This is a genomic window from Aeromonas sp. sif0611 (genome assembly GCF_019218845.1).
In the GTDB taxonomy this organism is placed as follows: Bacteria; Pseudomonadota; Gammaproteobacteria; order Enterobacterales; family Aeromonadaceae; genus Aeromonas; species Aeromonas media.
This window is the reverse complement of sequence record NZ_JAHUWU010000002.1, coordinates 102927-116431: the sequence shown is the minus strand read 5'-3', so window position 1 is coordinate 116431 and position 13505 is coordinate 102927. Positions and strand designations below refer to the sequence as shown.

The window sequence follows — 13505 nt, the reverse complement described above, 5'->3', positions numbered from 1 at the left end:
GTAGCCATCAAAGGCGGCCTGTGCCGCCTTTTTGCTTTTTGCCGCCCCGGCGCAGTATGCTCTCCCCGTCTTTTTGCATTCATCCGTTGAGTCGAGTTGCCGATGACCTTTTCTTCCGAGCCCCATTTTGACAGCAAGGCATTCTTGAGCGCCGTGACTCACCAGAGCGGCGTCTACCGCATGTACGACGGCGGCGGTACCGTCATCTACGTGGGCAAGGCCAAGGATCTGAAAAAGCGGCTCGCCTCCTACTTTCGCACCAATGTCGACAGCATCAAGACCCGCACCCTGGTGCGCCAGATAGCCGACATCCAGGTCACGGTCACCCACACAGAGACAGAGGCGCTGATCCTCGAGCACAACCTCATCAAGCAGTACCAGCCGCGCTACAACGTGCTGCTGCGGGATGACAAGTCCTACCCCTGGATCATCATCACCGCGCACCAGCACCCGCGCATCGGTGTGCATCGCGGTGCCCGCAAGATCAAGGGGGAGTACTTCGGCCCTTACCCCTCCGGCGGTGCGGTGCGCGAGAGCCTGCACCTGATGCAGAAGATTTTCCCGGTACGCCAGTGCGAAGACGCAGTCTATGCCAACCGCAGCCGCCCCTGTCTGCTCTACCAGCTCAAGCGCTGCGCCGGCCCCTGCGTGGCGGGGCTGGTGAGCGAGGCCGAGTATGCCCAGCAGGTGGAGCTGGCCAAGCTGTTCCTCGCGGGCAAGAACCAGCAGGTGATAGGAGAGCTGGTCGGCAAGATGGAGTCCGCCAGCGGCGATCTGCGCTTCGAGGAGGCGGCCCGCTACCGGGATCAGATCCAGGCCCTGCGCCGGGTCACCGAGCAGCAGTCGGTGAGCGGCAACGTGCTGGACGAGCTCGACGTGGTGGGGGTGGCCTTCGAACAGGGAACCGCCTGCATCCACGTGCTCTTCATCCGCCAGGGCAAGGTGCTGGGCTCGCGCAGCTACTTCCCGAAAGTGCCGGCCGATACCCCCCTCGACGAGGTGGTGCAATCCTTCCTGCTGCAGTTCTATCTGTCGGGGCAGGGGGGGCGGCAGATCCCGAGTGAGGTGCTGCTGGACGTGGCGCTTGAGGATGAGAGCGTGATCGCGCAGACCCTGAGCCAGACCGCCGGCTACAAGGTGCGGGTGCAGAGCCGTACCCGCGCCGAGCGGGCGCGCTTTATCAAGCTCGCCTCCATCAATGCGCAGACCGCGCTGCGCTCGCGCCTCGCCCACAAGAGCACCATCACCGCCCGCTACGACCAGCTGGAGGAGCTGCTGGAGCTGGAGCGTCCCATCGCCCGCATGGAGTGCTTCGATATCTCCCACACCATGGGGGAGCGCACCGTGGCCTCCTGTGTGGTGTTCAACCGGGAGGGTCCGCTCAGCTCCGAGTATCGGCGCTTCAATATCGACGGCATCACCGGCGGGGATGACTACGCCGCCATGGAGCAGGCGCTGGATCGGCGCTTTGGCAAGCAACAGGAGCCGGACAAGGTGCCTGACGTGCTGTTTATCGATGGTGGCCTCGGCCAGTTGCGCCGCGCCGAGGAGATCTTGGCGCGCCAGCTGGAGTTTCTGGGTGGCAAATACCCGCTGCTGGTGGGCATCGCCAAGGGGGTGACCCGCAAGGCGGGGCTGGAGACCCTGATCCTGGGGGAGAGCCATGAAGAGCTGCACCTGCCGGCAGATATGCCCGCTTTGCACCTCATTCAGCACATTCGCGATGAATCCCACCGTTTTGCCATCACAGGCCACCGCGCGAGACGGGCGAAAGCCCGCACCACCAGTACCCTGGAGGACATCCCGGGGGTGGGGCCCAAGCGGCGGCAGGCGCTGCTCAAATATCTGGGCGGCTTGCAGGAAGTAAAGAAGGCGGGGGTGGACGAGCTCGCCAAGGTGCCCGGTATCAGCCAGGAGCTTGCCCAGTCCATCCATGACGCCCTGCACTCGCTCTAACCCTGAATAAACAGGCTTATTCCGGGCTGGCGGCGTTCGGAGCAATCGGATATCCGGCATCAGTCAGGAGCGGGTCTGACCAGGGCTACCCAGAGTGGCTTGCAGTTGATGTGGATCCCGCAAACCGGCTCCGGCCGCACAAGAGCCGTGACGCAGGGGGCCCGCAAATGCCATAATGGCATGCATCCTGAGGTTATTGACGGATTAATAGACCAAGGCGGGCGCCTGTCCGGTTGCAACGGTGATCGGCTTGGGGCTACCATGTAGCGGCATACAAGAAGTGGCTGAAAATAATGACAAATATTCCTAACCTGCTGACGTTTTTTCGGATTTTGCTCATCCCCGTCTTCGTCATCCTGTTCTACCTTCCCTATCAGTGGTCCTACCTGGCGGCCGCGCTTGTCTTCATCCTGGCGGCCGCGACCGACTGGTTTGATGGTTATCTCGCCCGCAAGCTGAACCAGTCCACCGCCTTCGGCGCCTTCCTCGATCCTGTTGCCGACAAGATCATGGTGGCCGCCGCCCTGGTGGTCATCGTCGAACACTACAACACCATCTGGGTTACCATCCCGGCCATGACCATGATTGGCCGCGAGATCATCATCTCCGCCCTGCGCGAATGGATGGCGGAGCTCGGCAAGCGCTCCTCGGTGGCGGTCAGCTGGATTGGCAAGTGGAAGACCATGATCCAGATGGTGTCGCTGACCGGGCTCATCTGGCAGTACGACATCTGGATGGTGTGGCTCTCCTACGTGCTGCTCTATGTCGCCACCGTGCTGACCTTCTGGTCCATGTTCCAGTACATGAAGGCCGCCTGGGGCGATCTGACCTATCACTCCCGCTTCTAGTCCACCTATGGGCAAATGGCTGTTTCCTTGCCGTTGGGGCCGGGAAACGGTCATGAGTGGCAAAAGTGTGGGAGAAGGGCAAAAAATGCCCGAACGATCAGCGTATTAAATGTTTTTGGTTGACTGGACGAGGAACATCGCTAGAATGCGTTCTCGTAGTCAGGCAGTCAGCCAGACCAATGCGGGAATAGCTCAGTTGGTAGAGCACGACCTTGCCAAGGTCGGGGTCGCGAGTTCGAGTCTCGTTTCCCGCTCCAAATTCAGACAATCGAGAGCCAACTCTCTTTTGCATGGCGCGTTAGCAAAGCGGTTATGCAGCGGATTGCAAATCCGTTTAGTCCGGTTCGACTCCGGAACGTGCCTCCATATTGACAAGCCCGTACGCGGACTTGATACCGATTGCGGTGCCCGAGTGGTGAAATCGGTAGACACAAGGGATTTAAAATCCCTCGACGTTCGCGTCGTGCCGGTTCGATTCCGGCCTCGGGCACCATTAAAATCAAAGAGTTACGAAGGCCACTAGTGATAGTGGCCTTTATTGTTTTGACTAAATGGCGACAGAGTGGCGACAGAGTTTTATTGATGGGCTTACACAAGCACAGGCTGGGTAGTCACTCGGCCTTCTTGTATGATGCCGCTTCTGCTTGATGGCGTGCTTCATGCGGCACTTTTCCCTTGCCATGTTTCGGTGCGTAATCAGGCGGATTGAAAAGGGCTCCACATTGTGGAGCCCTTTTCGCTTTCCGAAATTAGTCTGGCAGCTCCTCCAACTTCACCTCGAGCTGCAGGCGGTTGGTGAATCCCTGGTTGGTAAGGTCGTGCACCACCTGGGTGAGAAGCCATTCGGCTTCGTCAATCTGGGGCTTGAACCCTCTGACCAAGGTGGGTTGCTCTGGATAGAGTTCGGGGCGCCCCATCGCCAGGGTTATCTGGAAGTCGGCCACGCCGCGTTGCAGCTTCTCCCATTCAGCCCGGGCGGCCCGCATGGCATTTGCCTGGCTGGCATAGACATGCCGCAACTCTTTGACGTTCTCGCTGCTACCGACCAGCAGCTCGTTCTCTTGCTTGTTGACCATGACCCCAGGCGGCAATGGCCGTTCCTGCTTCGGCTTGGTCTTCAGCTTGCGCTTCACCTCGACTCTCTTTTTCTCCGCTTCCTTGTTGTCTTGCCAATAGGCGGTCACGCCGGTGTAGGCATCGCGGTCAGCCACTGAGAAGCGGTGTTGATCGCCATCCCGACGGGTGATGGTGATGGCGGGCAGAGGCTGACCGTTGGCGGTGGTGCCCTGGCCTGCCTTGATAAACAGCAGGCGGCCATTCTTGACGGTGGCGATGCCATCGCACTGACCAGCCAGGCGAGTGAGGAAGGCGAGATCGCTCTCGTTGGCCTGGTCGATGTGGTCTATCACTTGGCCCTTGAGCGAGTCACCCACGCAGGGCGTGAGCTGGTAGCGGACGGCGACCTGGCTGACGATGCCGCTGACAGTGGTCTGGTGCCAGCTTTGCTCACGCAGCTTGTTCATGCCGCCGCGCAGGTCGGCTGACTTGCCCCGTATGGTGAGCACATCCGGTGCCCCGCCGTGCTCCACCTCGTCGATCTTGTAGGTGCCCTTGTCGATCAGGGCCTGGCCTTGCCAGCCAATGAGGGCGCGCAAAGTGGCGCCCCGGCGTGGCATATCGAGCTGGCCGTCGCTGTCATCGAGTGTCAGCTCGATGGTGTCGGCGGTGAAACCCCGGTTGTCGGTGATGGTCATCGACATCAGGCGCGGCCTGATGGTGGCCGAGATGTCTTTGCCGTCGACCAGTACCTGGTAAGCCGGGACCGGGTGGCCTTGGCGCAAGGCGTCGAGGGGATTGGTCAGCCCCAAATTTTCGGCCAATCGCGTGCCGAACTGGTCGAATACCCCCATCAGAGAAGTCCCCCGAGCTTGTTGCCGATACTGCCGACCAGCTTGCCCAGGCCCAGGCGGCCAAAGAGGTTACCCGCGGTGCGGCCCAGCAGGGTTTGGACAAGGGATCTGTCGTTGTCATCGACCCGCTTGAGCTTGATGGTGAACTCGATTTTACGGGCGGTGCCATCGCTGAAAAACTCGCTGCGGGTGGTGCTGATGCCCTCGATCACGAATGACCCACGCATGACGCCATCGCCTTGGATCAGGGGGAAGGCCTGGCCGCTGTCAGCCATGCTGTTCAGCAAATCGAGGGAGACCGGGCCGCCGGTCACCTCGGGCAGCAGCACCCCGCTGAAGGTGGTGGTTTCATCATCCGGGCCGAGGTACTGGTAAGCCGGGCGGGCGCCGACCCGGTTATTGCCCGGATGGCGCCATGCTCGCTCGTCTTGTTGTGAGAGGGGGGCGAGGGTCGAGCGCATAAACACGAACCAGCCCAGGGTCATCATCATGGCTGTTGCTCCTTAGTTGCGGTCGCTCAGGGAGGCGCGGCCATTGGCAGCGGCCTGCCGTTCGCGCCGGTCCAGTTCGCGGCGCACCTCTTGCGCCACATCCGCGCCGGATTGCCCTGGTTGCTGGACGATATGGATAGGGGCGTTGATCTCGGTGGTAGTGCTGCCTCTGGCGACTGGGCGCGGCGGCGTCACGATGCGCGGACCGTAGCCGGATCCCCCGGCCATGGCGGGAGTGTTGTAGTTACCGGTGAGGTAGCCTGACGGGTTGACGTTGGCCGTGACCGAGCCACCCCCTTTCATCCAGTCCGGCAGCAGGTCGGTGAGGGCTTTTATCTTGGCTTTCAGGCTCTCCCACTTTGCTGTGATGCCACCAATCAGACCGTCGACGATGGCCTTGCCCTTGTTGGCTGCCCCCGCTGGCAAGGTGTCGAAGAAGGCCCAGATCTCGTCCCAGTGCATGATGAGCATGCCGATGGGGGTCCATGAGAAGAGTTCTTTCAGGAGCTCCCAGAAGGCGAGCGCAGGGGCCTGGCACTGCGCCCACAATCCACTGAACCATGCGGCGACGCCATCCCAGTTTTTGTAGAGCAGGTAAGCCCCGGCGGCGATGGCCACAATGCCCATGATGAACCAGCCAATGGGGTTGGTAAGCATGGCGATGCCGAGCCTGACCATGCCCATGGTCAGTGCCTTGATGAAGGTCAGCAGGGGGCTTCCATAGACCAGCAGCATCGACATCCCCATCTTGATGGCTGCCAGCGGGCCCAGCAGGCCAGCCACGACCAGCAGCAGTGAACCGCCAGCGGCGGCGGCCACGGCTGTCACGGCCGCGATGCGGGTCAGGGTGGAGGTGAGTTCAGGGTTGGCCCGCATCCAGTTGCCGGTGACCTGGATAATCTCGGTGATGCGCTGGATGATCCCGCGCATCGGGCCGTTCTCGGTCTCCATCATCTGGATGCCCACGTCATCCCACGCGGAGGTGAGGTTATCCAGATCGCCGATGGCGTTATCAGCCATGACTTTGGCTACCTTGCCCGCCTCGCCCTGGGATTGCTTCAAGGTGGCGATGAGCTCCTGCAGCTTGCCGGATCCCGCCTGTTCCGTCAGTACGGCCAGGGCGGCGAAGGCTTCCTCACCGGCGATGGCCTTGAAGTAGCCCGAGCGGGTGGTGTCCCCCATCTTGCTGGTCTTCTTGTAGAGCTCGTCGAGAATATCGGGCAGGGCGCGCAGGTTACCGGCTGCATCGGCGGTCTTGACGTTGAGGGCGGCGAGCGCGTCGTGCGCGGCCTTGGGGGGCGCCGCGAGGCGGCCGAGAATGGCTCGCATGGCGGTACCGCCCATGCTGCCCTGGATACCAGCATCCCCCAGCTTGCCCGCCATGGCGGAGGCTGTTTCAAGGTCCACGCCAAGGCCCGCCGCTACCGGGCCCACGTACTTCATGGTTTCCCCCAGCATCTGCAAGTCGACGTTGGCGCGGGTGAAGGTGCCGACCATCACATCCCCGAGTCGGGTCATCTGGTTTGCCGGCAGCTTGAAGCCGGTCAGGATGTTGGAGCCGATATCCGCTGCGGCGGCAATTTCGACACCCCCGGCCTTGGCGATGTCGAGCACCCCAGGCATGGCGTCACGGATCGCCTTGGGTGTAAAGCCTGCCATGGCTAGGAAGCCCTGGCCCTGCGCCGCTTCGCCCGCCGTGAAGGCGGTATTGGCGCCGAGCTCCCGGGCCTGAGCCCGCAAGGCGGCCAACTCGCCGCTGCCTTTGTCCAGCCTGGTGATCGCCTGCACCTTGGACATGTCGACATCAAAGCCCATGGCCTTGCTGGCGATGTTGGTGCCCTTGTAGATGGCCGCGGCACCGGTTGCCATGACTGCGGCGCCATAGCCCGCCATGGTGCCGCGCATCGACATGGTCTTGTCATAGCTGGCCTTGACCTGGTTGAGGCGCTTTTGCTGGTCGGCCAGTTGGCCCAGCTTGGCGCGCTGTTGGTCGAGCTGGGTATTGGCGGAAGCCAGATCGGTCTTGAGGCGGCGCTGGTGTTCGCCGAGCTGCTTGGTGTTGATGCCTGCCTCGCCCAGGGCCCGTTTCAGGCTGCCGTGACGGGCGACCATTTCCCGCTCTTGTTGGGATAGGTCGCGCACCTTCTGCTTGGCCTGCTCCATGGCGCGAGTCATGGCCTTGGTCGGTTGCTCGACCCGGGCAAGTTGCTGGGCCATCTGCTGGGCATCGCGCTGGGCTGCTGTGAGCTGGGCGCGGGTAGCGCCAATCTGGCTTCCCAGGGTGCGATAGCCGTCAATCTGGCCACTCTGGGTCTCGAGCTCCTTGATGCGCTTTTTCGTCTCGGCGAGGTCTTTGGCGGTGATGCGGCTCTGGCCGCTGGCGGCCTTGAGGGGGGCGGTGAGCTTGTCGACCGCCCCGAGGAGGATTTGCAGTTTGAGAGGGTTCATTGTTCTTCTGCCCCGTTGATGCGGTTGTGGGTTTCAACGAGGCGTTGGTGCCAGCCCATCAGCTCGCTGATCTCCATGGCCGCCATCTCGGACGGCGGCCAGTGGGCGATGATGGCGATGTCGGCCATCAGATCGTCTATGCAGTGAGGTAGGCCTCCTGCTGCGAGCCCATCAAAAAACCGACCACCACTACCCCGGCTTTGAGCAGGTCAGCCGGGTCCATGTCGTTCACTTCTTTTTCGGTCAGGTCGGTGATGCGGGGCAGCAGTTTGATGAGGGTGTCGACGTTCATCTGGACGATGTCCATGGTGTTGAGCCCGCGCAGGTGGCCCGCCTTCTTGGGGCTGCGGATGATCAGGCTGTTGAGGGTGCTCTCGCCGCGCTGGATCGGGGTATCGAGGGTGATTTCTTTCTGGTCCATGGTGCTTGTTCCTGTTGTTGATGTGGTGAGGGCGGCACTTTCTGTTGGTGTAAGGGCCGCCCGTTGGGTTGTTGGGTGGGTTAGAGGCCGATGGCTTTGCGGTGCTCGGCCATGCGGTCGACGCCGTCGGGGCCAATCTCGACCATGTTGATCAGGTCAATTTCGTGCATCACCCGGCCGTTGATGGTCTCTTTGTAATAGGTGTTGACCATGCTGACTTTGGCCTGGGTGTTGTCGCCTGCCTTGAGGGTGCCGCGGTCGAGCTCTTTGAAGCGGCCACGACAGACGATCTCGACGGCGACCACTTCGCCGGTGTCATCACGCTGGACTGATCCGGCAAATCGCAGGCTGGTGCCGTCGGCTTTGGGCTCACCCATGCAATTCAGCAGGGGTTCGCCGTAGCCGCCGAAGGTGAACGAGACATCGAGGGCGCTGTCATCCAGCCCCATGTCGATGTTGACGGCACCCCCCATACCGCCGCCGCGATAGGCTTCAAACTTGCGGGACAGCTTGGCCGGGGTGAAATCTTCCGCTTCACCGACCCAGTTATCGCCATTGAGGAAGACGTTCAGGCGTTTGAGTTTGCGTGGCAGTGCCATGGTGGCTCCTTATGCGGCGGCCGCGACGCGGGCGCCGAAGTCGATGAGGTAGGTGTCGGTGATGCGCTGGATGAAGCCGAGGTCTTCGAGCGGCGGCACCGGGGTGTAGTTGTAATCGATGCGCAGCTTGCCGGCCTTGAGGGTGTCTTTGTCGTTGAGCTCCTCGTTGTACCAGCAGTCAAAGCCGAGCAGGTAACCGCCCGCCACCAGTTCGCGGCCCTTGGCCTTGATGCCCTCGATGATGTCTTTCACCAGGGTGGGGGTGAGCGGCTTGTCGTTGGCCCACATGTGCGCCTCGGCCATGGTGTCGGCCAGTATCTGGGCGGTGCGGGTGTAGTTCTCGAAGGCGAACAGCGGGTCATCGGAACAGGTGCGGTTACCCCAGTACCGGAAACCATCGGACCGGATGAGAGCGGTGATTTCGTTGGCGTTGAGCAGGCCGACCTCGGTATCGGGGTCTTGCAGATCCCAGAACAGGGCCTTGGTCATGCCGTCGACCCCGGTCACGCCGACGTTCGACAGGGTCTTGTGCCAGCCGATCTCCTTGTCGATAAATGCCCGCATGGCGGCCGCCTTGAGGCAGGCATCGAGCTTGATGCTGGCATTGGCGGCGGGGTCCCAGGCGGTCCAGTCGCCGTGGATCGGCATCAGTTCGCGGCTGGAGAAGTTATCGCGGTAGGCCAGCGCCGCCTCTACGGTGTCGGCGATGGTCGGCACATAGGCGAAGGCGCGCAGCTTTTTGGTTGCGCCCGCCAAGGCGGTGGCGATGGGCAGGGTGCAGTTGTCCGGCACGCAGAGGATACGCGGCTTGACGCCCGTGACCGGGGCGGCCCGCTCCAGCGACTTGAGGCCGGTATAGCTGCCATCCGGCAGGATGGTGCCGATGATGTTGCTGGTCAGCTCGGCGGCGTCGGCGCCATCGGCTACGCGCACGGCGATGACGATGGTGTTGACGGTGTCATAGATGGTTTGCAGCGAGCGTTTGAGGTTGCCGGTGCTGCCCGCCTTGGCGATGGCCGCCGGCAGGTTGGCAATCAGCACGGGTTTGTTGAGGGGGAAGTAAGCGGCATCCGCATCGCTGCCGGTGCAGATGATGCCGATCACCGCCGTGGCGACGGTGCGGATGGTGCGCGTGCCCTCGTTGACTTCCACGACGCGCACGCCGTGGTGAAATTGGTCCAGTGCCATAGGTTCTCCTGTTGTCCGGACGGAGCTTGTTGCATGTGATGCGAGCAGGGTCAGGATGCAGGGGCTGGGGATGACAGGCGAGCGGCGGCCAGTGTGTGAGGGCCTTACACACTGGCGAAGCGGTGACAAGGTGGCGGATGACGGCAGTCACGAAACACCCCGCACAGGGCGGGGTGGTGGTCGGACTCAAGGGTTATTCGGTGGCGGGATCCCCCGGGCGCGGGGGCCAGGCGGGGTGCTCAGGCCAGCCAGGCTGGCCGCGCACATCCGGCAGCTCGTAGCGATAGCGCTGCCATTGTGCCAGCAGCTCGACATCAGCCGCCTTGGCATAGCCGCCATCCACGGCAGGGCGGAGGCGTTCAATCTCTCCGGCAGCGGCGATATCGAGCTGGGTCAGCATCAGCTCTGCCATCTGTTGCGCTGACGGTGCCGGACGTTCCTGCAAAACAGGGTAGCCATCGACCATGGCGATCTCTTGCTGGTCACTCTGGCCGTTGACCAGCCTCTCATAGTCCCCAGGCCTGAGAGTGATCGCGGTGTGGGGAATGTTGTCGCCATGAATCGCCGTCAGGTAGAACCCTTTGGACTCAGGATCATATTTGTACATGGTGGTCTCCTAATACCCGATGGCGATGTATCGCATGATGAAGTTGGTACCGGCTGCGCTCTTTACGCCGATTTGATAGGTCGATAACGACGGGAAATTCATGGCGGAAGTGGGGTAGATGGAGCCAACAGGGCTGTCATAGGTGCATACCCCTTGAAACACTGCTGTTGGGAATGCGATGGGCAATGAACCGGTGGCCGTTGAGTTTGCAGTCACAAAAATACTGCCCCACTGAATGATCAGCCCACCCATCCATGTCGGAAATGCAAGATACCCGGCGGTTGCAAAGGATGCTGCAAACCCGGCGCGCAGCTTCTTGGGGGTGACAGCCACATCGTCGGCCGCGCCCGCGTTCGTTTGCGCCTGCGTTGCCACCTTCAACATGCCGAGCACGGACTCCCCGGCTTGCTTGACCCAGTTCATCAGCTTCAAGGCCGTCACAAACTTGCTGTCATCGGTCCCCGCGTCAACTTCGGCCTGGGTGGCGATCTGCGCCTTGCCTTTCACCCCTTCGCTGGCGGTGGCGATGACCACAACCCCGGTCATACCATCGACCGACTGCACTGCGTCGGTGGGGGTGAGCAGCTCTTGCCAGTTGGCCAAGGTCGAGGCGCCCGCCACCCGCAGGATGAAGCTCTTCTTCAGGTCGGTGCGCACCGCGACATCACCGATTTCAGCGGTCAGGGCCAGCATGGCGGCCTGGGTACCGACGACAAAGGTGTCGGTGATGGCAGTGGCCGGGATCTGGGCGACCGGCACCTTGCCGCCGCTGTCCAGGGTGGCGACCCCGTTGGCGGCCCCCTTCTGGCTGCTGGGTACGGCATCGGTGATGCCATAGCCCGACAAGGTGGTGGGATTGCTGCCAGCGGTGACGTTGCCCTTGGCATCGACGGTGACGGAGCGATAGGTCCCCGCCACCACCCCCGAGTTTTTATAGGTGGCGGTGATGGAGATGTTACCGCTGCCATCGAACGAGGCCTGACCGGTCACATCCCCAGCCACGGCGATGGTGCGCGCCGTGGTGAGCTTGTTGGCCTTGCCGGCGGCAGTGGTGCCGCCTTCCAGGTCATCCATGTGCTTTTTCAGGTAGGCGGTGCGGTTCGCCAGCGCCTGGGCCTGCTTGTTGGAAGTACCCCCCGGGCCGCCGAGCACCGGGTCGCTGGTTTCGAGCTGATAGACGCCTGCGTCCCAGCTCACCACCTCTTGTAAATTCGCCATATCAGGAGGCTCCGTGGTTGTAGTTGCCGTTGTAAGTTGCGGCGCCGTTGTAGGTCAGGGGCGCCTGGGTGTAATCGAGGGCCGCCAGATGGCAGCGGGCCGGGGCCATCTCTGCCAGCAGGCGCCGGATGCGGTTGGCCTGCACGGTGGTGACCGGGCGGGCGAGGATGACGCGATAGACGGCCCACTGGGACGGATCCCCGTGGGGTTCGTTGCCGTTGTAAGCGAGCGTGCCGTCATAGCGGCGGCCCGTGGCGCGCTCGATGATGGTGCTGTCGCCAAAGCCCAGCACGGCCAGCGCCTCCTTGATGGCCCAGGGGGTACCCTTGCGCTGATGCAGGCGGAACGAGGCGCGGATGAGGGCTCGCTGCTGGTCTTCTGACTCGGCCAGCTCCCACCAATCCACCGACCTTGCCCAAGCGAGCCAGGGCAGCAGCGGGGCCGGGCAGGTGTCAGCAAAGCGGGTGGTGGTGATCACCTCCGGTGTCACTGTGCTGGCCAGGGTGGCCGCTGCAAGGTGCTCGAGCCGGGTGGCAGAGGGCGGCAGCAGATCCCGGGTGGTCGGCAATGGCAGGGGCAGGCGATGCACCTTGGCCGCGCCGAACGTGCAGCCATCAAAGCCCCGCGTGGTCAGACGCGCGGCGCTGGCAATCGGCGAGAGTGCCGAAGGCAGCAGCGGGGCCGGGACCAGCGCGGCGGTGATGGCGGGCTGACCGGGGAGCGGTACTGCCGGTGCCAGTGGATAGAGGATCCGCGCGTACTTGGCGATGGGGCTCCCCACTGCGCCCGTGAACGGGGTCGCGGCCTGAGCCAGTCGGGTGTTGAGCCTTGGGGCACCACTCTGACCATCAGACAGGGCGCCGACGAGCTGGCGCACTCGGGCGCGGTGGCTGCCAAGGGCGCCAAGATCGAAGCCGGCAGGAGCGATGCGTTGCCCAATGGTCGGCGCCTCAATGGCGTCTGGCTGCATGCTGCCAGCCGCAAGCCTGGCCCTGAGCGTGGCGATGCCCAGCGCACCGGCATTGAGCCCTGGCACGCGGACGAGGGGGTGGAGCTTGGCCGCGCCCATGGCGAGCAGGTCGCCCAGCGTCGCCACGCTGGCGCGGGCGGTGGTATCCGGGGTGCCATAGGCACCCGCCTCGATGGCGTCGGGGGCGGTGCGATGGGTCAGCTTGGCCGTGCCTGCTGCAAACTGACTGACTCCGGCGGGTCTGGCGCGCTGCAATGCTGCCATGCCGCCGATTGGCCCTGCCGCTATCCCGCCCGCTGACAGGCCGATCCTGACCCCGGCAATGGCGACCGGCGCGGGGTCATCGTCACCCTGCAGAGTGCCCCGGTAGATCGCCGCCCCGTCGAATGACAGGGTGCCGTCGTGATAGGTCAGTGACCCGCGCCAGACGGGATAGAGGGTTGCCATCAGAGTTTGAAGATCTTATTGGCGCCGTTGTCCCAGGCGATGATGATGTCGCCGCCGTTGGTGCTGACCGGTAGGCCCGCCGCCGTGTCGAACAGGGCGATCAGCGGGCTGGTCGCAGCGCTGCCGGTGTCTTTGTAGATGGCGCAATACTTCACCGCCGCCGTGGGCACGGCGCTGAAGGTGACGTCGGCGGCGTCCAGCACGCCGCCGGTGACCGTCTTGCTGGTCAGGGTCTGCGGGGTGCCAACCACGTGGGACGAGAGCGTGCTGAAAAACTCGTCGCTGCCCAGGGTGGGGGCATAGGTGTCTTTGATCAGCGCGCACTTGAGGGTGTCGGCACTGGCGTTGATGGCGCCGGTGAGAAACTTCTCGCGGCCTTTGTCATAGAGGGCGTTTGCCATG

At 63.0% G+C, this 13505-nt stretch carries 13 protein-coding genes and 3 tRNA genes; 5 read left to right on the top strand and 11 right to left on the bottom strand.

Going from position 1 to position 13505, the window contains the following annotated elements; genetic code table 11:
- The first annotated feature begins 102 nt into the window (after window positions 1-102).
- From uvrC to KW824_RS05400, 5 genes are all read left to right on the top strand, one after another.
- On the top strand, window positions 103-1956 hold the full coding sequence (gene uvrC, locus KW824_RS05420; protein ID WP_218409179.1) for an excinuclease ABC subunit UvrC: 1854 nt from the start codon (window positions 103-105) through the stop codon (window positions 1954-1956).
- Window positions 1957-2249: 293 nt separating this feature from the next.
- Window positions 2250-2804 carry a CDP-diacylglycerol--glycerol-3-phosphate 3-phosphatidyltransferase gene (pgsA, locus tag KW824_RS05415; protein WP_041206001.1) on the top strand — a complete coding sequence of 185 codons (555 nt, stop codon included), beginning with the start codon at window positions 2250-2252 and terminating at the stop codon, window positions 2802-2804.
- Between the two features lie 181 nt (window positions 2805-2985).
- Window positions 2986-3061, top strand: a tRNA-Gly gene (locus KW824_RS05410).
- A 35-nt stretch (window positions 3062-3096) separates the two neighbouring features.
- A tRNA-Cys gene (locus KW824_RS05405) sits at window positions 3097-3170 on the top strand.
- A gap of 40 nt (window positions 3171-3210) precedes the next feature.
- A tRNA-Leu gene (locus tag KW824_RS05400) sits at window positions 3211-3297 on the top strand.
- A gap of 256 nt (window positions 3298-3553) precedes the next feature.
- Here KW824_RS05400 and KW824_RS05395 read toward each other — a convergent pair.
- The 11 genes from KW824_RS05395 to KW824_RS05345 form a co-directional block, all read right to left on the bottom strand.
- Window positions 3554-4714, bottom strand: coding sequence for a phage late control D family protein (locus tag KW824_RS05395; RefSeq protein ID WP_218409178.1), 1161 nt, complete (start codon window positions 4712-4714; stop codon window positions 3554-3556).
- Window positions 4714-5205 (bottom strand): phage tail protein, encoded by a 492-nt coding sequence (locus tag KW824_RS05390; RefSeq protein WP_218409177.1) that lies wholly within the window; start codon window positions 5203-5205, stop codon window positions 4714-4716. Before KW824_RS05390 ends, KW824_RS05395 begins: the two co-directional genes overlap by 1 nt.
- A 12-nt stretch (window positions 5206-5217) precedes the next feature.
- Window positions 5218-7653 (bottom strand): phage tail tape measure protein, encoded by a 2436-nt coding sequence (locus KW824_RS05385; protein WP_218409176.1) that lies wholly within the window; start codon window positions 7651-7653, stop codon window positions 5218-5220.
- On the bottom strand, window positions 7650-7781 hold the full coding sequence (locus tag KW824_RS05380; protein WP_218409175.1) for a GpE family phage tail protein: 132 nt from the start codon (window positions 7779-7781) through the stop codon (window positions 7650-7652). Before KW824_RS05380 ends, KW824_RS05385 begins: the two co-directional genes overlap by 4 nt.
- 8 nt (window positions 7782-7789) lie before the next feature.
- Window positions 7790-8074 carry a phage tail assembly protein gene (locus tag KW824_RS05375; RefSeq protein WP_039214151.1) on the bottom strand — a complete coding sequence of 95 codons (285 nt, stop codon included), beginning with the start codon at window positions 8072-8074 and terminating at the stop codon, window positions 7790-7792.
- 80 nt (window positions 8075-8154) lie between these two features.
- Entirely contained in the window at window positions 8155-8673 is a 519-nt protein-coding gene (locus KW824_RS05370) for a phage major tail tube protein (RefSeq protein WP_104452361.1), read from the bottom strand.
- 9 nt (window positions 8674-8682) lie between these two features.
- Window positions 8683-9855, bottom strand: a complete 1173-nt coding sequence (locus tag KW824_RS05365) for a phage tail sheath protein (protein ID WP_218409604.1) — start codon at window positions 9853-9855, stop codon at window positions 8683-8685.
- 199 nt (window positions 9856-10054) lie between these two features.
- The gene (locus tag KW824_RS05360; RefSeq protein WP_218409174.1) at window positions 10055-10468 is read right to left on the bottom strand and encodes a tail fiber assembly protein; all 414 of its coding nucleotides are present in this window, start codon (window positions 10466-10468) and stop codon (window positions 10055-10057) included.
- Between the two features lie 9 nt (window positions 10469-10477).
- The gene (locus KW824_RS05355) at window positions 10478-11686 is read right to left on the bottom strand and encodes a phage tail protein (RefSeq protein WP_256351286.1); all 1209 of its coding nucleotides are present in this window, start codon (window positions 11684-11686) and stop codon (window positions 10478-10480) included.
- Between the two features lies 1 nt (window position 11687).
- Complete coding sequence (locus KW824_RS05350) at window positions 11688-13103, bottom strand: phage tail protein I (protein ID WP_218409173.1); 1416 nt, start codon at window positions 13101-13103, stop codon at window positions 11688-11690.
- Window positions 13103-13504, bottom strand: a complete 402-nt coding sequence (locus KW824_RS05345) for a hypothetical protein (RefSeq protein ID WP_025327464.1) — start codon at window positions 13502-13504, stop codon at window positions 13103-13105. Before KW824_RS05345 ends, KW824_RS05350 begins: the two co-directional genes overlap by 1 nt.
- Window position 13505: the final 1 nt, after the last annotated feature.

Bases quoted from the DNA above. Each gene is read 5' to 3' on its own strand.
- uvrC (WP_218409179.1), top strand. From the start codon at position 103: ATGACCTTTTCTTCCGAGCCCCATTTTGACAGCAAGGCATTCTTGAGC.
- pgsA (WP_041206001.1), top strand. From the start codon at position 2,250: ATGACAAATATTCCTAACCTGCTGACGTTTTTTCGGATTTTGCTCATC.
- KW824_RS05395 (WP_218409178.1), bottom strand. From the start codon at position 4,714: ATGGGGGTATTCGACCAGTTCGGCACGCGATTGGCCGAAAATTTGGGG.
- KW824_RS05390 (WP_218409177.1), bottom strand. From the start codon at position 5,205: ATGATGATGACCCTGGGCTGGTTCGTGTTTATGCGCTCGACCCTCGCC.
- KW824_RS05385 (WP_218409176.1), bottom strand. From the start codon at position 7,653: ATGAACCCTCTCAAACTGCAAATCCTCCTCGGGGCGGTCGACAAGCTC.
- KW824_RS05380 (WP_218409175.1), bottom strand. From the start codon at position 7,781: ATGGCCGACATCGCCATCATCGCCCACTGGCCGCCGTCCGAGATGGCG.
- KW824_RS05375 (WP_039214151.1), bottom strand. From the start codon at position 8,074: ATGGACCAGAAAGAAATCACCCTCGATACCCCGATCCAGCGCGGCGAG.
- KW824_RS05370 (WP_104452361.1), bottom strand. From the start codon at position 8,673: ATGGCACTGCCACGCAAACTCAAACGCCTGAACGTCTTCCTCAATGGC.
- KW824_RS05360 (WP_218409174.1), bottom strand. From the start codon at position 10,468: ATGTACAAATATGATCCTGAGTCCAAAGGGTTCTACCTGACGGCGATT.
- KW824_RS05355 (WP_256351286.1), bottom strand. From the start codon at position 11,686: ATGGCGAATTTACAAGAGGTGGTGAGCTGGGACGCAGGCGTCTATCAG.
- KW824_RS05350 (WP_218409173.1), bottom strand. From the start codon at position 13,103: ATGGCAACCCTCTATCCCGTCTGGCGCGGGTCACTGACCTATCACGAC.
- KW824_RS05345 (WP_025327464.1), bottom strand. From the start codon at position 13,504: ATGGCAAACGCCCTCTATGACAAAGGCCGCGAGAAGTTTCTCACCGGC.